Annotated in this window: 23 protein-coding genes; 3 read left to right on the top strand and 20 right to left on the bottom strand. The window is 59.5% G+C overall.

Translation table 11 applies throughout. The features are described from left to right. Positions 1-380: 380 nt before the first annotated feature. The 5 genes from ACI3L3_RS12980 to ACI3L3_RS12960 all read right to left on the bottom strand — a co-directional run bounded on the left by ACI3L3_RS12980 (position 381) and on the right by ACI3L3_RS12960 (position 4243). Positions 381-1112, bottom strand: a complete 732-nt coding sequence (locus ACI3L3_RS12980) for an amino acid ABC transporter ATP-binding protein (RefSeq protein ID WP_404845555.1) — start codon at positions 1110-1112, stop codon at positions 381-383. A 4-nt stretch (positions 1113-1116) separates the two neighbouring features. Next, the gene (locus ACI3L3_RS12975) at positions 1117-2124 is read right to left on the bottom strand and encodes an ABC transporter permease subunit (RefSeq protein WP_404845554.1); all 1008 of its coding nucleotides are present in this window, start codon (positions 2122-2124) and stop codon (positions 1117-1119) included. Between the two features lie 203 nt (positions 2125-2327). Further along, on the bottom strand, positions 2328-3149 hold the full coding sequence (locus ACI3L3_RS12970; RefSeq protein WP_404845553.1) for a transporter substrate-binding domain-containing protein: 822 nt from the start codon (positions 3147-3149) through the stop codon (positions 2328-2330). Between the two features lie 71 nt (positions 3150-3220). Next, entirely contained in the window at positions 3221-3385 is a 165-nt protein-coding gene (locus tag ACI3L3_RS12965; protein ID WP_404845552.1) for a hypothetical protein, read from the bottom strand. A 93-nt stretch (positions 3386-3478) separates the two neighbouring features. Then, on the bottom strand, positions 3479-4243 hold the full coding sequence (locus tag ACI3L3_RS12960) for a dimethylarginine dimethylaminohydrolase family protein (RefSeq protein WP_404845551.1): 765 nt from the start codon (positions 4241-4243) through the stop codon (positions 3479-3481). A 130-nt stretch (positions 4244-4373) separates the two neighbouring features. Here ACI3L3_RS12960 and ACI3L3_RS12955 point away from each other — a divergent pair, with 130 nt between their 5' ends. Then, on the top strand, positions 4374-4610 hold the full coding sequence (locus ACI3L3_RS12955) for a hypothetical protein (protein WP_404845550.1): 237 nt from the start codon (positions 4374-4376) through the stop codon (positions 4608-4610). A gap of 84 nt (positions 4611-4694) precedes the next feature. Here the strand turns inward: ACI3L3_RS12955 and ACI3L3_RS12950 are convergent, their stop codons facing one another. Further along, positions 4695-5315, bottom strand: coding sequence for an HD domain-containing protein (locus tag ACI3L3_RS12950; protein WP_404845549.1), 621 nt, complete (start codon positions 5313-5315; stop codon positions 4695-4697). 201 nt (positions 5316-5516) lie between these two features. Here ACI3L3_RS12950 and murI point away from each other — a divergent pair, with 201 nt between their 5' ends. Further along, positions 5517-6335 carry a glutamate racemase gene (gene murI / locus ACI3L3_RS12945; protein WP_404845548.1) on the top strand — a complete coding sequence of 273 codons (819 nt, stop codon included), beginning with the start codon at positions 5517-5519 and terminating at the stop codon, positions 6333-6335. Positions 6336-6678: 343 nt separating this feature from the next. On the opposite strand, the gene ACI3L3_RS12940 is transcribed toward murI, so the two are convergent. From ACI3L3_RS12940 to ACI3L3_RS12880, 13 genes are all read right to left on the bottom strand, one after another. Continuing rightward, positions 6679-6987, bottom strand: a complete 309-nt coding sequence (locus ACI3L3_RS12940) for an AzlD family protein (protein ID WP_404845547.1) — start codon at positions 6985-6987, stop codon at positions 6679-6681. Further along, a complete protein-coding gene (locus ACI3L3_RS12935; RefSeq protein ID WP_404845546.1) occupies positions 6974-7666 on the bottom strand; it encodes an AzlC family ABC transporter permease in 693 nt (230 codons plus the stop codon). Before ACI3L3_RS12935 ends, ACI3L3_RS12940 begins: the two co-directional genes overlap by 14 nt. A 61-nt stretch (positions 7667-7727) precedes the next feature. Then, positions 7728-8579 (bottom strand): AraC family ligand binding domain-containing protein, encoded by an 852-nt coding sequence (locus ACI3L3_RS12930; protein WP_404845545.1) that lies wholly within the window; start codon positions 8577-8579, stop codon positions 7728-7730. Between the two features lie 608 nt (positions 8580-9187). Then, positions 9188-10177 carry a ketol-acid reductoisomerase gene (gene ilvC / locus ACI3L3_RS12925; RefSeq protein WP_404845544.1) on the bottom strand — a complete coding sequence of 330 codons (990 nt, stop codon included), beginning with the start codon at positions 10175-10177 and terminating at the stop codon, positions 9188-9190. 132 nt (positions 10178-10309) lie between these two features. Further along, entirely contained in the window at positions 10310-10789 is a 480-nt protein-coding gene (gene ilvN, locus ACI3L3_RS12920; RefSeq protein WP_404845543.1) for an acetolactate synthase small subunit, read from the bottom strand. Positions 10790-10798: 9 nt separating this feature from the next. Further along, positions 10799-12496: a biosynthetic-type acetolactate synthase large subunit gene (gene ilvB, locus ACI3L3_RS12915; RefSeq protein ID WP_404845542.1), complete on the bottom strand. Its 1698-nt coding sequence runs from the start codon at positions 12494-12496 to the stop codon at positions 10799-10801. A 1-nt stretch (position 12497) separates the two neighbouring features. Further along, complete coding sequence (locus tag ACI3L3_RS12910) at positions 12498-12725, bottom strand: DUF465 domain-containing protein (protein ID WP_404845541.1); 228 nt, start codon at positions 12723-12725, stop codon at positions 12498-12500. 46 nt (positions 12726-12771) lie between these two features. Beyond that, positions 12772-13065, bottom strand: a complete 294-nt coding sequence (locus ACI3L3_RS12905) for a DUF167 domain-containing protein (protein ID WP_404845540.1) — start codon at positions 13063-13065, stop codon at positions 12772-12774. Between the two features lie 28 nt (positions 13066-13093). Then, positions 13094-13600 carry a DivIVA domain-containing protein gene (locus ACI3L3_RS12900; RefSeq protein ID WP_404845590.1) on the bottom strand — a complete coding sequence of 169 codons (507 nt, stop codon included), beginning with the start codon at positions 13598-13600 and terminating at the stop codon, positions 13094-13096. Positions 13601-13615: 15 nt separating this feature from the next. Beyond that, on the bottom strand, positions 13616-13900 hold the full coding sequence (locus ACI3L3_RS12895) for a YggT family protein (RefSeq protein WP_404845539.1): 285 nt from the start codon (positions 13898-13900) through the stop codon (positions 13616-13618). 99 nt (positions 13901-13999) lie between these two features. Then, entirely contained in the window at positions 14000-14707 is a 708-nt protein-coding gene (locus ACI3L3_RS12890) for an HAD family hydrolase (RefSeq protein ID WP_404845538.1), read from the bottom strand. Between the two features lie 159 nt (positions 14708-14866). After that, positions 14867-15706 (bottom strand): hypothetical protein, encoded by an 840-nt coding sequence (locus tag ACI3L3_RS12885; protein ID WP_404845537.1) that lies wholly within the window; start codon positions 15704-15706, stop codon positions 14867-14869. Between the two features lie 19 nt (positions 15707-15725). Beyond that, the gene (locus ACI3L3_RS12880) at positions 15726-16139 is read right to left on the bottom strand and encodes a hypothetical protein (protein WP_404845536.1); all 414 of its coding nucleotides are present in this window, start codon (positions 16137-16139) and stop codon (positions 15726-15728) included. Between the two features lie 183 nt (positions 16140-16322). On the opposite strand from ACI3L3_RS12880, the gene tatA reads away from it, so the two are divergent. Beyond that, positions 16323-16520 carry a twin-arginine translocase TatA/TatE family subunit gene (tatA, locus tag ACI3L3_RS12875; RefSeq protein ID WP_404845535.1) on the top strand — a complete coding sequence of 66 codons (198 nt, stop codon included), beginning with the start codon at positions 16323-16325 and terminating at the stop codon, positions 16518-16520. A 406-nt stretch (positions 16521-16926) separates the two neighbouring features. On the opposite strand, the gene ACI3L3_RS12870 is transcribed toward tatA, so the two are convergent. Continuing rightward, positions 16927-17502, bottom strand: a complete 576-nt coding sequence (locus ACI3L3_RS12870; RefSeq protein WP_404845534.1) for a CDP-alcohol phosphatidyltransferase family protein — start codon at positions 17500-17502, stop codon at positions 16927-16929. Positions 17503-17592: the final 90 nt, after the last annotated feature.

Here is a 17592-nt window from a genome sequence, read left to right as displayed (position 1 = left end):
CCACTGCGCCGCAAGTCTGGAAACACGCCCGCATTACCATATCATCACCCAATCGCCGGGCATCGCAGACTCATCCCCTCTCCTGCCAGCCATTGCGGCGCCGCAACGCACCTGCCTCATCGCCTTCCCATGCTCGCCTTTGCGGCACGGCTAAACGTCAGCCCCCAGCGCCTTGGTCTCCCCTCACCACACCGCAAGACCCCGACCCTGCGCGCGTTCCCCTTCCTCCCCGCTCTTCCAGACTCCCCGCCGCGCCTGCCGCATCACCGCTCGTCAACAAGCAAAGGCGGCAGGGCGTGCCCCCCGCCGCACGAAAAAGGGCCGCACTCCCAAAAGGAATGCGGCCCCGCATATCGCATATAACGCCTTACGGCTACGCCCTACAGAATCTGCTTCAAGAAGGTCTGCGCGCGCTCGTTCTGCGGATTCTGGAAGAAGTGCTCCGGCGTGCCCTCCTCAAGGATGGCTCCCGCGTCCATAAAGATAACGCGGTCGGCAACCTCGCGGGCAAAGCCCATTTCGTGGGTCACGCAAATCATGGTCATGCCGGACCGGGCAAGGTCCTTCATAACGTCCAGCACTTCGCCGACCATCTCCGGGTCCAGCGCGGAGGTCGGCTCGTCAAAGAGCATGACCTTGGGCTGCATGCACAGGGCGCGGGCAATGGCCACACGCTGCTGCTGACCGCCGGAAAGCTGGTCGGGGTAAGAATTCCACTTGCTCTCGATGCCGACCTTTTTCAGATACTTGCGTCCACGCTCCTCGCACTCCTCGCGGCCTTCGCCGCGCACGGTCATAGGAGCCATCACCAGATTCTCCAGCACGGTCTTGTGCGGGAACAGGTTGAAAGACTGGAACACCATGCCCGCTTCAGCGCGGACCTTGTTGATGTCCACCTTGGGGTCAAGCACGTTCGCGCCGTCGATGGCAATTTCGCCGCTGTCGGCAAATTCCAAACGGTTCAGGCAACGCAGGAAAGTGGACTTGCCGGAGCCGGACGGCCCGATAACAACCACCACCTCGCCTTCGGACACATCGCAACTGACGTCACTCAGCGCCTGAATCTTTTCGGGAACGTAGAAGAATTTATTCACATTGCGTACTCGGATCATTTCGCTAAACCGCCTTGCGTTCCATGTACTGGATGATCACGGAGAGGGTGAAGGTCATCAGCAGGTACAAGATGGCGCATACGAACCACATCTCGTAGGTCTGCAAGGACGTTGTCACCACCTCGCGGGTCGTTTTGGTCAACTCACGCACGGCGATAACGCCAAGCAGGGAAGAGTCCTTGATAAGGCTGATGAACTGACCGGCCAGCGCGGGCAGAATGCGGCGGATAGCCTGCGGCATCACCACGCGGCGCATGGCCTGAGAGTAATTCATGCCAAGGGAACGGGCCGCCTCCATCTGTCCGCGGTGCACACTCTGGATGCCCGCGCGGACGATTTCCGCAGTGTACGCGCCCGTAAACGCGGCAAGGCCGACAGCGCCGAACCAAATACCGGGAACACTGGGCAGGCTCCACGCGCCAAGAATCTGGTTCACCAGCGTTCCGATGACGTAATACCAGATCATCAACTGCACAAGCAGCGGCGAGCCACGCACCAGCTCAATATACGTAATGGCGGTCCATTTAAGCAGCGGATTATCGGAGATGCGGAACAAGCCCGTGGCAATACCAAAGATAAGCCCCATCACAATGGACATCAGGCTGACCTTGAGTGTTATCCACAGACCAATGAGGAACTGCCCAACCTTCCAGTGCTTATGCACTCCAAGGGTGTCGCCGGGGTAGACAAAGTCTCCCTCCATGACGCGGATGTCCTGACCGGGGACGGTGTATTCCTCCACGGTGCCATCCATGGCAGTGACCTCAACCTCGTATCCCTTCTTGGACTGCTCGACGGCGGTCACTTCGCCATCGAGCTCGGTTCGGATGTTCTGCTCATCTTGGTAGAAGAAGTACTGGGGCACTCGGTACCATCGCCACGTGTAGTCGACATACTTGGTGGCTCCATACAATCCGAGGCACGTCAATGCTACCAAAACAAAAAACATGGCCGTCCAGAACCGCTTGTAGTGCGGGCTTCTGGGCCGGTCCAAACCGGGATAGAGTGACATTCTGTCTTCACGCTCCTTTTCGCCCCGCGTCATCGGGGCGCACAGATTTCCTTCAAGCACGCTTCCGGCGCGCTTGCGCATGCCCCCGGAAGCTCCGGAGGCATGCGCAAAAGCACCGGCGCAAAACGCAGATGTCTGCAATAATCGCCCCGCGCGCCCTTTTCAAGAGCACGCGGGGCGATATGTCAGCTTTTTTTTGTGGCCTACTGGATCTTATTGAACCAGGAGGTCGACTGAATCCACTTCTTGTAGATGCGGTCGTAGCGGCCGTCGGCCTTCAACTGATCCTGGAAGTTGTTCAGGAAGTTCAGGAAGTCCGGATCGCCGCGGCGGATGCCGATGGCCATAGGCTCGTAGGTGAAGGGCTTGTCCAGCAGCACAAGGTTCTTGCCACCCTGCTGGGCCATAAAGACCACGCAGTAGGGCAGGTCGTACACAAAGGCGTCGGACTGGCCGTTGGCCACGTCCATGGCGGCGTCGGGCTGCTTATCAAAGGACTTGTAGCGCGCCTTGGGCATCATACGCTTGGCGGCCATCTCACCCGTGGTGCCAATGCAGGAGGCCACGGTGTACTTCTCGTCGTTGAGATCGCGGTAGCTCTTGATCTCATCCTTGAGGTTCTTGTTGATGAGAATGGCCTGACCGATGGTCAGATACGGCTGGGGGAAGGAAATCTGCAGATTTCTTTCCTGCGTCAGCGTCAGGCCGGAGATGATGACGTCGTACTTGTCGGACAAGAGGCCGGGAATGATGCCATCAAAGTCGGTGTTGACGATTTCCAGACGCACGCCCATGGCCTTGGCCAGTTCCTTGGCGAGGTCAACGTCAAAGCCGATGATGCGGCCCTTTTTGTCGGTCATCTCAAAGGGTGCATAGCCGGGCTCCAGCCCGACACGCAGGGTGCCTCGCTTGAGGATGGACTCGATGGTGGACTTCTGAGCAAGCTCAATGTCGGCGGCGAAAGCCTGTCCGGCCAGCGCGAAAATGCAGACGGCGACCAGAAGCAGTTTTTTGGCAAAATGCATCCGCGGACCTCCTATGCGATGTTGATCAGTGATCCCCGTGGCGGGGAAAGGGCAGGATGTCTACAAAAAGGTCAATACTTCCCTTCTGTCAGAATTTCCTTGATAATCATCTTCTTCTTGCACACCGGGCAGGCCGGCATCTCCTCTTCCGGAAGGTAGATAACCTGGGAAATCTTGTGTGTCGGGCAGTGGACCTCGACGGCCTCTCTCTTGTATCTGTCCTTAAAGGCATCCATGACTCATACTCCGTGACAAATAGTGGCAATATACTGTCAAAAGCACTTTTGACAAGTTCTAATCATTATTTGACAAATTTGTAAGCGCTATCTTCACGACAACCGCAGCGAGAGGCACGTCAGCGCGCCATCCATCTTGCGGGTTTCCGTCATGTCCAGTTCGACTACATTGCGACCCAGCCCGTCAAGTATTTTCCGCGTGGACGGAAAGCCCGCTGGCGTAATGACGGTGCCGTTGATGTACAGTGCATTGGCGGCGTACTCTTCATCCGGATCCACAACATGCAGCGTGTAGCCAGAAAACTCCTCACGCGCGGCAAACTCCTGCGTTATCAGCAGATCACTGCCACCAAGGGACGTCACACCGCACTTCAAGTGCAGTCCTTCGCGTACGGGGACCAGCGTGCAGGTATAGCCGTAAGCCGTCAGGATATCACCAAGCTGCTTCGCGCCCGCCTCGTTGGTGCGGCCAGAGACGCCGATGAAAAACTGGCGCTCCACCTGCAACACGTCGCCGCCGTCAACGGTACCCGGTGCTTCAATACGCACAAGGGGTCGCCGTTCTTCAAGGATAGGGACGATGCGCTCCTTCTCGCCGTTGCGCTCCGTGGCGCCGGGGTTGGTAATAACGGCGACCTCCGGGGTCACCACAGCAACGTCCTCCACAAAGTGCGCGTCCGGAAAGTCCGGCTCGGCGGGCAGAACGTCCACCGTCAAGCCAAGACCTCGAAGCGTGTCCACGTATGCCGCATGCTGCTTGAGCATCAGGGAATAATCAGGCACACCTAGCTCACAGGCCGTGGTGATGCCGTCTGCAAACCCCTCGCAAGGCGTGCGGACAATGGCATGCGTAAACATTTGGCAAATCCTCTACGGTTGAGTTATCGGAACCGACATGCTTATGCCCGAAACAGCGCCATGTCAAAAATAACAGCGCCTTCGGCCCAATTTCCCCAAACCGCAACGTACGAGGCAACCAGCACCCGTCATGCTCACCATCCGCTGCTCCCGCTGCAAGACCAAACTCTGGAAATACAACAAGCTCGGTAAAGGCGAAGTGCTGCGCTGCCACAAGGCCCGCATTGATAAAATGCTGGATGCCGAGGTGGACGGCGACCGCATCCGTTGCCCCTGCGGGCAAATCGTGGGGCACGACAAAGGCAGTTTTTACAAGATGGTCAAGAAGGGCTTTGTGTACTCCGGCAAGAAGGTCAACAAGCTCTAGCCCGCCCTGTGCGCCCCGGCAGCTTCGGCGCACATCCGCCCCGCCCCGTTCGCTACGCCCTCTTCACAGCCCTGACCGCCGTGCTCAGCGGCCTTCCTCACCCACGCGTTCACCACGCGCAGCCTGCCGCGCGTAGACGCAGTTTTGCGTTTCCGCGTCCGCGGCCTCGCGTATCGCGCGGATAAAGTCGTCCACGTTCGTATACTTCGTGCCGTACTCAAGGTTAAAGGCATAGTCGAAGCTCTGCGGGTTCGTTCCCTGAGCCTGTTGGAGCACGGTTTCCAGCTTATCCAGCGCCTTGATGAGGCGCGCTTCCGCCGTTCTGGCGTATTCGTAGTCCTCCCACAGCTTAAGCAGCCAACTCCTCGTCCCGTCATCCAACGGGCGAATCAGCTCCTCAAAGTCCGCGCGCTCGCCATCGCTCTTGTCCCCACACTGCTCCGGCGCGGGGATATCACCGTTGATCGCCTCGCCAAGGTCATGCACGATGCTGAGTTCCAACAGGCGCTTCGCATTTAGCTCCGGGTATCTGCGGCTTACGAGCATGGCAAACAGGCTCAGCCGCCAGCTATGTTCCGCCGTGCTCTCCTGCCTGCCCGTGCGCGTCCACGTTGTGCGCATCGTGCTTTTCAGCGCTTCGGCGCGGCGCAGGAAGTCCAGCAGGCCATAGAGTTCATCATCACGCAGGGGCGTGGTTGTCTGCATTGGTCCAACTCCTTCAAATCACTCAGTGTGTTCGTCTTCACCCTGCATACGGCAATCCCCCGCCGCTATCAAACTCCGCGCCCGTTCATGCTCCCCCTCGCCGCACTCGGGCATTGACTCCCGCCGCGCGTCGGAGCACTATCGGCCACCACCGCCGGGGGTTGGCCTCGGCCTTCAAGACATTCCAACACGAGCCTCAACATGAACCGTAGCGAACTCCCCATCGGTCTTTTCGACTCCGGCGTGGGCGGATTGACCGTTCTCAAGGCCATGCGCAACCGCATGCCCTGCGAAGACCTTATATATCTCGGCGACACCGCGCGCCTGCCCTATGGCACCAAAGGCCCGGACACCATCACCAAATACGCCCTGCAAGCTTCGGCGCGCCTCGTGGAGCGCGGCATCAAAGCCCTCGTCATCGCCTGCAACACCGCCAGCTCCGTCGCCCTCGACGCCCTGCGGGCCGAATATCCGGACATCCCGGTCATCGGCGTTGTTGAACCCGGCGCGCGCGCCAGCGTCAACGCCTCCGCCACCGGGCACATCGCCGTCGTCGCCACAGAACGCACCATTCGCGGACAAGCCTATCAGCAGGCCATTACCCGCCTGCGCCCGGACGCCGACGTTGTCGGCATCCCCTGCTCGCTGTTCGTCGCCCTCGCCGAAGAAGGCTGGACCGACGGCCCCCTCGTCGAAGGCATCGCCGCGCGCTACCTCGACCCCATCTTCAACTCCGGACAATCCGCGCCAGACAGCCTCGTTCTCGGCTGTACACACTTCCCCCTCCTCAGCGCCGCCATCGCCAACGTGGTCGGCCCCGGCGTCGCCATCGTCGACTCCGCCGCCACCACCGCCGACGCCGTCGCCGCCGAACTCCAGCGTATCGGCCTCGGCCGCCAAGAACGCTGCGGCTCCAACCACTTCCTCGCCACCGACAGCGTCAACCGCTTCGCCAGAACCGGCGGCCTCTTCCTCGGACACACCATCAACCCCACCGATGTGGAGCTTGTGGATTTATAACAGGCAAACCGGGTGGTCTGGCGCTAAGCTTTTTTTGCCTTCGGCGACTTAAGGGAATGATTCCCTTAAGAATCCCCATATGGTAGGCGTTGTTGGGGTGGTGTGCGACCGATGTTGTGCCACTCGCGTGACTCCCGAGCGTCCCTCCCCATGAGAGGATTTTTAAGGATGAAATCCTTAAACCACCGGAGGTAACAAAAGGGGCGCAACACCACCCCGGTTGGCCAGTCGCTGCGGCAACGCCGGACGGTTAGCCATACGTAAAAGCCGCACCGCACGGTCGGCCCTAGGGGGCCGCCGCGCGATACGGCTTTTTTGGGGGATGGCCGGAGCCAAATATATTTTAGGCGAGGAAGTAGCGCTGACCGGCAACGACGGCCATGCCGACGAGCATAGCCACAAAGACGTTGTCTGTGCGCCATGCCACGAGGGCGGTCAGCCCGGCGCCAGCGGCGCCGCCGACGCCGGCGGTAAAGACGGAGGGGCCGACGAGGGAGACAAGGATGGTTCCGGGCAAGGCGTCCATTACGCGGCGCATGCGTCCGGTCTGCGGCAAGCGCCCGGCAAGCAGCATCCCGCCCGCGCGCAGGGCGTAGGTCACGATGGCCGCCGCCAGCACTGCCGCCAGAGGCAGCCAATCATTGGGCAGCATGGGCGACCTCCTGCGGTTGACCAATTGCCGCCGTCAGCGCGCCAGAAACTGCGCCGATGACGATGTGCCATTTCCCCGGCAACACTTCCGCGGCAAGGATGGAGACGGCGAGGGCCACAATCCATGGCAAGGCGTCTTCGTTTCCGCGCCACAGGCTGACGGCAAGCGCAGTAAAGACCGCCGTAAAGGCAAAATCGAGCGCAAAAGCCTCCGGCGAGGACACAACCGCGCCAAAGCCCATTCCCACCATGGTCCCCGCGCACCACGCACCGAGCACGCACAGCCCCGCGCCGACCAGATAACTGACGGTAGCTTCGCCGCGGCGCAGCGCCGTCATGGTCACGGCCCAACTTTCATCGGTGACAAGATGCACAGCCAAAAACTGGCGGATGCGCGATGTGCTGTACAGAAGCGGCTGCATGGACGCGCCCGCCAACAGATAGCGAAGGTTGATGACCAACACGGCAAGGGCCATCTCCAACACGGGGAGCGGCTGGTTCCACATATCAATCATCACGAACTGCGACGAGCCCGCGAAGATAAACACATTCATCGCCATGAGCGTGCCCCATGCAACGCTCTTCTGCGCGGCAAGCACGCCCAGCACGCTGCCATACGCCGCCACACTGGCGGACACCGGGAGCGTGGCGCGTATGCCCTGCATAAATCCATTCTGCATTACTGCCTCCTTGGGACCAACGCTACGCCGCCAGCCCAAGGATTTCTTGTACAAAATTGCTCTACCCGTTCAATAATCGCCGGTATGCGCCCGGTGTGATGCCATGAATCGCCTTAAACCGCCGCGTCATATGGCTCTGGTCCGTAAAACCAGCCAAAAGCGCCGCCTCGGCAGGAGCCGCGCCCCGCTCCAGCGCACGCCGGGCCAGCTCAACACGCCGCTGCACAAGGTACGCATGCGGAGCCATACCCGTCGCCGCCTTAAACGTCCGCAGCACATAATACTTCGATAACCCCGCGTATTCCGCCAGCGCATCCAGGCTCACCCCGGACGCCGCATTCGCGTCCAAGTACTCCCGCAGCGCCGCCGCCATCCGGCCACTACCATCAATACGCGCCGCGCCATCCGCCCCGGCATACCGGTTGAACAAGTCCCGCAAGCACAGCACAAACCGCGACTGCGCCTCCAACGCCTCGCTCCCCGGATTCTCCAGCAACCGCAGCGCCGATGTCAGGCGCGCCGCAAGCTCCGGGTCCGTCACATCCGGCGCATGAAAATACCGGGGCCGCTCCGCACCCGGCACATCGGCAAAAACATCGCTCAGAACATCCTCACCAACGTACACCGCGCGGTACGTATACCCCGTTTCCAGTGCCGCCTCGCCCGCGTGCACTTCGTCCGGGTTAATCGAAAACACCTTGCCCGGCTGCGCGTAGTGGTTCCCGCCCTTATGAAAAAAACGCTGGACGCCACGCTCTACAGCGCCAATCACGTACTCCCCGTGCGTGTGGCGCTCATACGCGTACGATGTAAACGTCGCCCGCAGCATCCGGACACCAGAGAACCCTGGCACCCAGAACATCCGCGCGTCGTTTACCTTGCCTGCTGGCTGCCCCGTCTTTCCGCCCGCCATCGCTCCTCTCCGCCATTATAAATGTGCCAACCAGCCGGCACCGCCATATGGACTGGCTGGCCGTAGTGGCGCTGCGCCACTTGTGTTACCTCCGGTGGTTTAAGGATTTCATCCTTAAAAATCCTCTCATGGGGGAAACGCTCGGGAGTCATGCGGAGTGGCACTGCACCATTCGCACACTACCCTAAAACGCCCACCATATGGGGATTCTTAAGGGAATCATTCCCTTAAGTCGCCGAAGGCAAAAAAAGCCCCGCACAAGCACCACCGTTTGCCACAAAGACTGGCCCACCGTGTCGGCGTTGCGCCACTTGTGTTGCCTCCGGTGGTTTAAGGATTTCATCCTTAAAAATCCTCTTATGGGGGAAACGCTCGGGAGTCATGCGGAATGGCACTGCACCATTCGCACACCACCCCAAAACGCCCACCATATGGGGATTCTTAAGGGAATCATTCCCTTAAGTCGCCGAAGGCAAAAAAGCCCCGCACAAGCACCACCCGCCGCCACAAGCACCACCCCGCAAATGGAAAAAAGGCCGCGCTTCGTGCGAAGCGCGGCCTTGGTGCAGTCGTGGTCAATGCGGGGAGGCGTATTGCGTAGCGCGTCGCTATTTCTTGAGCCAGGACATCATGTCGCGCAGTTTTGCGCCAACTTTTTCGATGTCGTGGTCAGCGGTCTGCTTGCGCATGGCGTGCATCTGCGCCTGTCCGGCGAGGTTCTCAAGGATGAATTCCTTGGCGAAGCGGCCGTCCTGAATTTCGGCGAGGCACTTTTTCATTTCGACTTTGGTGTCGTCGGTAACGATGCGCGGCCCGCGGGTGAAATCGCCGTACTCGGCGGTATCGGAGATGGAGTGGCGCATATTGGCGAGGCCGCCCTCGTAGATGAGGTCGACGATGAGCTTCACTTCGTGCAGGCACTCGAAGTAGGCGACTTCGGGCTGGTAGCCAGCCTCGACGAGGGTCTCGAAGCCCTTCTGAATGAGCTGGGTCAGGCCGCCGCAGAGGACGACCTGTTCACCGAAGAGGTCGGTTTCGGTCTCTTCCTTGAAGGTGGTCTCCATCACGCCGGAGCGCGCACCGCCGACGCCCTTGGCGTACGCGAGGGCGATGTCCTTGGCTTTGCCGGAGGCATCCTGATGCACGGCGTAAAGGCAGGGGACGCCGCCACCTTCGGTGTAGACGCGGCGGACGAGATGGCCGGGGCCCTTGGGGGCGACCATGACAACGTCCACGTCTGCGGGCGGAACAATCTGACCGTAGTGGATGTTGAAACCGTGGGCGAAGAACAGGACGTTGCCGGGCTTGAGATTCGGCAGAATGTCGTTCTGGTAAACCTTGGCCTGCACCTGATCGGGCAGAAGAATCATGATGACGTCGGCCTTGGCCGCGGCGTCAGCGGCGGACATGGGCTCGAAGCCGTGTTCTTTGGCAAGCTCGTAGTTGGCGCCACCGGGACGCTGGCCGATGATCACCTCAAGGCCGGAGTCGCGGAGGTTCTGGGCATGTGCGTGGCCCTGGCTGCCATAGCCGATGACGGCGATGGTTTTGCCTTTCAGGAGCTCAAGGTTTGCGTCCTGCTCGTAGTAGATCTGCATTGGTATCCTCTTTTTCCGTTTTGCGTTTGTTCCCCTATTCGGAGACGAGAAATCAGCCACCGGCACCCCCCGGCGACTGATTCCATAAAATCAAAGGACGTTGGGCTGGTCCTCCCAGCCCAAGGGGGAAGGTTACTGCATGCTCCGCCGCATGGCAACCGTTCCTGTGCGGGCAATTTCCTTAATCCCAAATCGCTGGAGCATATTCAGGATGGCGCGAACCTTGTCCGTGGTGCCGGTGGCCTCAATGGTCATTTCGTCAGGGCTGACGTCTACGACCTTGCAGCGGAATATGTCGGTAATTCGTAGTATCTCGGCGCGGCTGGACTCGGCGGCGTTGACCTTGAGGAGGATCATTTCGCGTTCGACGGAGGTGTGCTCCGACATGTCCACCACTTTGATAACAGTGACCAGCTTGCGCAGTTGCTTGATGATTTGCTCAATGATGGCGTCTTCGCCAACTGTGGCAATGGTCATAAGCGAAACGCCGGGTTCGAGGGTTGGCCCAACGTTGAGGGACTCGATATTAAATCCCCTGCCGCTGAACAGCCCGGACACACGGGAGAGCACACCGGGTTCATTTTCCACCAGAATACTGAGTACGTGTCGCATCCGTTCCCCCTAGACCAACAGCATTTCGTTCAGCGATGCGCCCGCCGGAACCATGGGATACACGTTTTCCTCCTTGGAGACAGCAATGTCCACAACCACGGTCTTGGGCAGCGCGAGGGCTTCCTCAAGCATGGGGCGCAGCTCGCCCGGCTTGGTGATGCGATAGCCCGACGCACCGTAGGCTTCGGCAAGGCGCACAAAGTCCGGGGCGTAGTCCATGCAGGTGGAGCAGTAGTTCTTGGCGTAGAAGAGTTCCTGCCACTGCCGCACCATGCCCAGAAAACCATTGTTCAGGATAATGATCTTGATGGGCAGTCCGTAGCAGACGGCGGTTGCCATCTCTTGGATGTTCATCTGGATGGAGCCGTCACCGGCAATGTCGAGGACAAGTTCGCCGGGGAAGGCGACCTGAGCGCCTATGGCTGCGGGAAACCCGAAGCCCATAGTGCCCAGGCCGCCGGATGTGAGCAGTGTCCGCGGGCGGCGATAGCGGAAGAACTGCGCCGCCCACATCTGGTTTTGTCCCACTTCTGTGGTGATGATGGCGTTGCCGCCGGTAATGTCGTACAGCGTTTCCACCACCTGCTGCGGCTTGATGTCTGCGCCATCCTTGCCGTTGTAGGTCAGCGGATGCCGTTTGGCCCAGTCCGAGACGCGCTCCAGCCATGGAACGTGCTCTTCCAGAACCTCCTCGGCGATGATACCGGCTTCAACTTCTTTTTTCAGGGCACGAAGCGTCGCGGCGCAGTCGGCCACGATGGGAACATCCACAAGCACATTCTTGCGGATGGACGTTGGGTCAACGTCAATATGGATAATCTTTGCATTCGAGGCGAATGTGGAGAGCTTGCCTGTTACGCGGTCATCAAAGCGCGCTCCCACGGCGATGAGCAGGTCACATTCCTGCACCGCACGGTTGGCGGCGTAGGTCCCGTGCATGCCCAGCATGCCGAGGAACAACTCATCGTCACCGGGAAACGCCCCAAGGCCCATCAGCGTGGTGGTGACTGGAATGCGCAGTTTGCGCGCCAGCCACGTCAGCTCTTCGTGCGCATTGGAGCTGATGACACCGCCGCCAACGTACAACAACGGGCGCTGCGCCTCGCGCACAAGCTCGAAGGCGCGCACAAGCTGTTTTCTGTTTGGCTCGACGGTGGGCTTGTAGCTCCGCATGCAGCAGGTTTCGGGATAGGAGAATTCCGTTTTGGCCTGCATCACGTCCTTAGGCAAGTCGACGAGCACCGGACCGGGACGACCGGTACGGGCGAGGTAGAAGGCCTCTTTGATAACGCGCGCAAGGTCGCGGACGTCTTTGACGAGGTAGTTATGTTTGGTGCATGGGCGGGTAATGCCCACGATGTCGACTTCCTGAAAGGCGTCGTTTCCGATGAGGTTGGACGGAACCTGCCCGGTGAAGATAACCACGGGGATGGAGTCCATATAGGCATTGGCGATGCCGGTCACGGTGTTGGTGGCACCGGGACCGGACGTAACGAGGCACACGCCGACCTTGCCAGTCGCACGGGCGTAGCCGTCCGCGGCATGGATCGCGCCCTGCTCATGGCGGACGAGATAGTGCGTGATTTCAGGATGGTTGGGGATTTCATCGTATATGTCGATGACAGCCCCACCGGGAAAGCCAAAAATGCTTTCCACGTTTTCCTGTTTCATACTCTCCAGCAGAATCTGCGCCCCGGTCAGCTCCATATCAGCCCTCCGCTGTGGCCCGGTCTATGATGCTCTGCAACTTGGTCTTGCCAGCAAGCTTTTTCTTTTTCAGGTCCTTTATAACTCGCAGTTCTTCGGGTGAGTGGTAGGCTTTCTTCTCAAGCTTTTCGAGCTGCTTTTCATAAAGCTGATGCTCTTCCCAGAGAATCTTGACTTCGGAATTGTTATCAGCAAGCCTCGTGATCAATTCAAGATCCTTCCTTTCCATGAGCCTACTCCTTTTGACTTATGGTTCCTATCGTCTCCCCCGAGGCCTACTGTGGCCAAGGGGGTTCGGATCCTGCTTCAACAATCACTGTCTTCCGTCGGCTTTTTTCGCCTTTTTCAATGTGTACGCGGCCTTTTTTCACGCCAAGCTCGGCGGCGATGAACGCCGTGAGGGCTTTGTTGGCCTTGTTCTCGACGGCCGGGGCCATCAGGCGGACCTTGAGGCAACCGTCGTGGATGCCCTCCACGGCGCTCTTTTTGGCACCGGGCTGCACCCAGATGGACAGCGCCCAGCTTTCGTCAGAGACCTTACGCACATATACCGGAAGCGAATCTTCCAAACCGTTCCCCGATACGCAAAAAGGCGGACTAAGCGCCCGCCTTTTTGATAAACTTGAGTTTCTGCTCAGCAGCGTCGAGCGATTCTTCTTCCTCCTTGTCGAGCTCCAACATGCGTAGGTGCGCGTCAAGAATGGACCGAAGCTTTACTTCGAACTGCGTGCGCTGTTTCTTCAGTTCCGAGATGTCGCCGTGAATTTGCGCAAGGCGATTGTGCGCCTGATTAAGGAGCACCTCGCCCTTGGCGTTGGCGGCGTCGATGATGAGCTGGGCTTCCTTCTGCGCGGTGGCTTTCATGTCGTCCACCATGCGCTGCGTGGTTACCAGAGTGTCGCGCAGGGTCTGTTCGCGCCCCTTGTGCTCCTCCAGCGCATGCTCCAGCGAGGCAACACGGGCGTCCAGCGCCTTGTTTGCCTCGGACAGTGCGCCAAGAGAATCCGCAACCTCCTGCAGGAAGGCGTCAACCTCCGCGCAGGTGTATCCACGAAATGAACGCCCAAACGTCTTGTTGAGAACATCGATTTTAGAAACCGCCATCATGAACTCCTTTGCCTACATCATAAGCATGGGGAAATAGCCCCTGACGACGTGCTCCAAGAAGAATATGGCAAAAAGCACGACAATCGGCGAAAGGTCCACACCGCCAACAAAGACAAACGGCAGCCACTTGCGAACGCGGTAAAACACCGGCTCCGTGGCGGAACGCAGAAAACGCACAATAGGATTGTAAGGATCGGGACGCACCCACGTGATGAGTGCAGAAATGATGACAATCCACTTGTAGAGGTTCAGAACCATGAGAAGTATGTAAATCAATCCGCTTACTATCGGACCCATCTTTCCTCCGTGAAAACCTTCCGCATTTCAGCTATGCTGGGGAGTTGCGGGTTAAAGAATTGTTGGCACATCCACCCTCAACTAGCAAGGGTTATTTTTCTACGCCTCACAGTGCGGACGGGTGCACCCCGTACCAAGCACTCCGCCTTCGCGTGCAGCATGCACGATACGGCGGCGCAGGCTCCAAAAATCGCGCAGATACATCTGCGCCTGAAGCGACTCGTTACCATACGCCCAAAAGGGAACGCCAACCGCGCCAGCCACTTGTGCATCAAGCTCGGTGTCGCCAATATACGCCATTTCGTGCGGGGCGATGTTCCACGCCTCAAGAATGCGGTGCATGCCCTCGGGATGCGGCTTGGGCGCAACAATGCGGGCCGTCATCACCGGGTCAAAGAACTGCGCCATGCCAAACTTTTCCAGCACCAGTTCCATGGTGTTGGTTCTGTTGGTATAGACGCCCATCTTCAGCCCGGCGGCGCGCAGCGTGCCAAGGAGTTCATACAGGCCATCCTCCGGCACCATGCTGGGGATAAGCTCGGTATAGTCGAGACCCTTCCACACGGTCAGCGCCTCGTCCAGCCGCCCTTCCGGGGCGATGTGGGCGATGGATTCACGAACGGCGTGGGCGTGGACATAGTCCTCCTGTCCCTTGTCCATGGGCGGCAGTCCCATCCGGTCGAGAATCAGGTTGTAGAAGCGCATATTGAGGGCCCGCGTGTCAAACATGACGCCGTCGCAATCAAAGACAACGCCCTTGAGACCACGCAAAAAGTCCAGCCCACAAAAATCATTGCAGATAAACATGAACAATCGTCCTTGTCCGTCTTGTCGCGCGCTGGGGCGCGATGGTGTGTCATGGCGGCGGCACGTGCGCTGCCGCCCAAGGTGTGCCCGAAGTTCTGCCCCGGATTCTGTCAGGTGTGCGCCCGAATTGCGCCGGGGGGACGTCAAACGCGCAGTGGATTACCCGCGCAGAACCACAAGCATGGTCCGGTCGCCCGCAAGCCACGCACTGCCCTCGGGGAGCTTGGCGCGCAGGGACAACTGATAGCCGGGCGCAACCAGCAAAGCCAGCCGCTCACCCTCGGCAAGGGGCGCGTCCTGCGCGGCTTCGGCCAGTTCCGGCGTAGGGTCGGCAAAGGTCAGCCCCGCGTCCACCCATTCGTCAACAACGGCCTGTTCGCGGACGAAAAGCACCGTCTGTTCGGGCAAAAGGCGGAGCATGGCCTCCAGCACGGGCTTCCACACGCCATTTTCGGCATAGGGAGCCACCTCGCCAAGCGGGGCGAACACATCGGCGTCCAGGTGGTCAATCTCGTCGCGGTCGTCCGGGTCCAGCCCAACGGTTTCGTCGAACATCTCCCAGACCTTGTCCAGACCGGCATCAAGGGACGACAGTTCGCGGTAGCGCTGCTCGCGCAGCCATGCAAGGAGCAACACACCCTGCGCCTTGGCCGCACTGGAAGCCGCCGCATCGTCTGCCTCGGCCTTTTCCGCGCGGGGGGCCTCCATGGCCATCAGCTCGCTGGCGATGTCCATGGTCGAACCGGTAAAGAAGTCCTCGTGCGTGGCGCTGTGGGCGCGCAGGTCGCCGGGCTTTTGGAACAACTCGGCGTAGCCTGTGGTCTGCCCCAGCCAGTTCATGGCGTCCTGCCGGGACAGAGGAAGCCCCTCGGGCATAAGGTAACGCCCGTCTGCGGGGTCGGCCAGACCGGGGTCAAAAAACTTGATGGTGGCGGGATACTGCGCGCCTTCCGGGGCATGCATTTCCGGGAAAAAGAGAATATCGCGGGTCAATTCCATTCGTGCTCTCTCTTGCGGGTCATGATTCGTCGTCATGGGGGGCGGTATCTCGGGCGGCATTGGGCGGCAGGCGAAAGTACGTACACTGGCCCCCACACTTCGGCAGGGCCTTCAGGCACAGAAATCCCAAGGCAAAGGCGCACCCCGGTACGCTGTCCGCTTCGCCGGGGCGAAAGTCCGGACACTCGCACCCGCCCTGTGCGTAGCGCGTCAGGCGCGAATGCCAAATGCGCGAGGCCATCTCCTCATCCAGATGAAAGGCCTCGGCCCTATCAAGGAACGTATCGTATTCGGCCTCAAGGTCCACAAGCGCCTTGCACCGGAATTCATCGTGGTAGCCGGGATTCAACACCTCTTTATACATGCAGCACCCAAGACGGAAGAAGACACACTTGTCTCCGGGCAATCTGCGGACCTTGGTATCATCTCCCACGCTGCTCTCCCCTCTCGCCAAAAATATCGCAAAATCGCGCCAGCCAATGCTGGCGTCTTTAAAAATCTTTCAGGTATCCTGCGAAATATCAAGCAAATTCCAAAGCCGGGCGAGGCTCCCCCGTCTTGACCTTGGTTTTCCGCGCGTGTATAGCCACTGACAATACTCACACGGAGGCATCACATGATCGGCGGATTAGGAATTTGGGAACTCCTGATTATTCTCGTAATCGTGCTGGTAATCTTCGGCGCCAAGAAACTGCCGGAAATCGGCGGCGGCATTGGTCAGGCCATTCAGAACTTTAAGAAGGCCACGTCCGAACCCAGCGAAATTGACGTAACCCCAAAAGAGGAAAAGGAAGAAGACAAGGACAAGGCCTAAGGTCGTCGTCTTCGTTTCTCTCTTTTTTCCGCGTATAAATAAAACCCGGACGACTCCACGCCGTCCGGGTTTTATTTATCCTGCCTTATCTTTCCCGTCCAGAACGCTGTGACGGACCATAATCCGCCAAACACCTCCGGGCCGTGGGCCGCGTTTACCCGGCGTCATACCAGCCCGGCTCACGCCTCCACGCGCGCCTCACTGCACCCGTCGCAGAGCACTTCAGCCCCGACCGCTTCAGCACGCCGCTTCATAGCGCCGCACCCATCCAGTCCAAGTCCTGCAAGGCTTCAGCACGGCGCAGCGTCACTGCGCCGCCATCTCAGCCCCGCCAGCGGGCGAAAAAACACTACGCCGTCAGCCCCCGCCGTCACGCCGCCATCCGCAGGAAGGCCGCCGCGCCGCGCTACGGCTTTCCGTCGCCATTGGCGGGGAACAGGGCTAGGCCTCGCAGAACGTAGTCTATGCCCGTCAGCACGGTCAAAATTCCCACAGCATAGGTCAGAATAAGAATCGGCAGAGGCATGGCGTACCAGCCCGCATGCTGCACCAGCACCATAAAGGTGATGAGAATCTGCCCGGTGGTGTTGAGTTTGCTCATGAATGACGGACGAATCTCGTCATGGATGTCCACGCCCCAAAACGTCAGCAGGGCAAGCCCGCCCACGATGATAAGGTCGCGGCTAATGACCAGCACCACCAGCCACGAGGGCACCCACTCCGCAACGCCCATGCACAAAAATGCCGCCGTCAGCAGCACCTTGTCCGCCAAGGGGTCCAGCATGGCCCCAAGGTGGGTGCGCTGATGCAGCACACGCGCAAGCAGCCCGTCCGCCGCGTCCGTCACGCCCGCCAGTGTAAAAAAGGCGCACGCCACGTCCACACGGCCGTTCAAAAAGGCCATCACGAACCCCGGCGTCAGCAGGATGCGCAGGACGGTGAGTATATTGGGAATGGTCCAGTTGCTCTGGTAAAACGGCATAGCCTTCCCCGATTATGAAATGGTGAATACGGGCGCCCGCTTTCGCCGCGGACGCCCATATACGACAACTCATTCATAATACAGGGAATC

This window comes from Desulfobaculum sp. SPO524 (genome assembly GCF_044987625.1).
Lineage (GTDB): Bacteria > Desulfobacterota > Desulfovibrionia > Desulfovibrionales > Desulfovibrionaceae > Desulfobaculum.
Note: the sequence above shows the minus strand (reverse complement) of the source record. Positions and strands in the feature narration are given on the sequence as shown.

Excerpts from the sequence above, each read along its gene's own strand:
- ACI3L3_RS12940 (WP_404845547.1), bottom strand. The coding sequence starts at position 6,987 with ATGCTGCCCAATGATTGGCTGCCTCTGGCGGCAGTGCTGGCGGCGGCC.
- ACI3L3_RS12960 (WP_404845551.1), bottom strand. The coding sequence starts at position 4,243 with ATGTTTACGCATGCCATTGTCCGCACGCCTTGCGAGGGGTTTGCAGAC.
- ACI3L3_RS12975 (WP_404845554.1), bottom strand. The coding sequence starts at position 2,124 with ATGTCACTCTATCCCGGTTTGGACCGGCCCAGAAGCCCGCACTACAAG.
- ACI3L3_RS12980 (WP_404845555.1), bottom strand. The coding sequence starts at position 1,112 with ATGATCCGAGTACGCAATGTGAATAAATTCTTCTACGTTCCCGAAAAG.
- ACI3L3_RS12955 (WP_404845550.1), top strand. The coding sequence starts at position 4,374 with ATGCTCACCATCCGCTGCTCCCGCTGCAAGACCAAACTCTGGAAATAC.
- ACI3L3_RS12930 (WP_404845545.1), bottom strand. The coding sequence starts at position 8,579 with ATGGCGGGCGGAAAGACGGGGCAGCCAGCAGGCAAGGTAAACGACGCG.
- ACI3L3_RS12910 (WP_404845541.1), bottom strand. The coding sequence starts at position 12,725 with ATGGAAAGGAAGGATCTTGAATTGATCACGAGGCTTGCTGATAACAAT.
- tatA (WP_404845535.1), top strand. The coding sequence starts at position 16,323 with ATGATCGGCGGATTAGGAATTTGGGAACTCCTGATTATTCTCGTAATC.
- ACI3L3_RS12895 (WP_404845539.1), bottom strand. The coding sequence starts at position 13,900 with ATGGGTCCGATAGTAAGCGGATTGATTTACATACTTCTCATGGTTCTG.
- ACI3L3_RS12935 (WP_404845546.1), bottom strand. The coding sequence starts at position 7,666 with ATGCAGAATGGATTTATGCAGGGCATACGCGCCACGCTCCCGGTGTCC.
- ilvC (WP_404845544.1), bottom strand. The coding sequence starts at position 10,177 with ATGCAGATCTACTACGAGCAGGACGCAAACCTTGAGCTCCTGAAAGGC.
- ilvN (WP_404845543.1), bottom strand. The coding sequence starts at position 10,789 with ATGCGACACGTACTCAGTATTCTGGTGGAAAATGAACCCGGTGTGCTC.
- ACI3L3_RS12885 (WP_404845537.1), bottom strand. The coding sequence starts at position 15,706 with ATGGAATTGACCCGCGATATTCTCTTTTTCCCGGAAATGCATGCCCCG.
- murI (WP_404845548.1), top strand. The coding sequence starts at position 5,517 with ATGAACCGTAGCGAACTCCCCATCGGTCTTTTCGACTCCGGCGTGGGC.
- ACI3L3_RS12870 (WP_404845534.1), bottom strand. The coding sequence starts at position 17,502 with ATGCCGTTTTACCAGAGCAACTGGACCATTCCCAATATACTCACCGTC.
- ACI3L3_RS12900 (WP_404845590.1), bottom strand. The coding sequence starts at position 13,600 with ATGGCGGTTTCTAAAATCGATGTTCTCAACAAGACGTTTGGGCGTTCA.
- ilvB (WP_404845542.1), bottom strand. The coding sequence starts at position 12,496 with ATGGAGCTGACCGGGGCGCAGATTCTGCTGGAGAGTATGAAACAGGAA.
- ACI3L3_RS12965 (WP_404845552.1), bottom strand. The coding sequence starts at position 3,385 with ATGGATGCCTTTAAGGACAGATACAAGAGAGAGGCCGTCGAGGTCCAC.
- ACI3L3_RS12970 (WP_404845553.1), bottom strand. The coding sequence starts at position 3,149 with ATGCATTTTGCCAAAAAACTGCTTCTGGTCGCCGTCTGCATTTTCGCG.
- ACI3L3_RS12950 (WP_404845549.1), bottom strand. The coding sequence starts at position 5,315 with ATGCAGACAACCACGCCCCTGCGTGATGATGAACTCTATGGCCTGCTG.
- ACI3L3_RS12890 (WP_404845538.1), bottom strand. The coding sequence starts at position 14,707 with ATGTTTATCTGCAATGATTTTTGTGGGCTGGACTTTTTGCGTGGTCTC.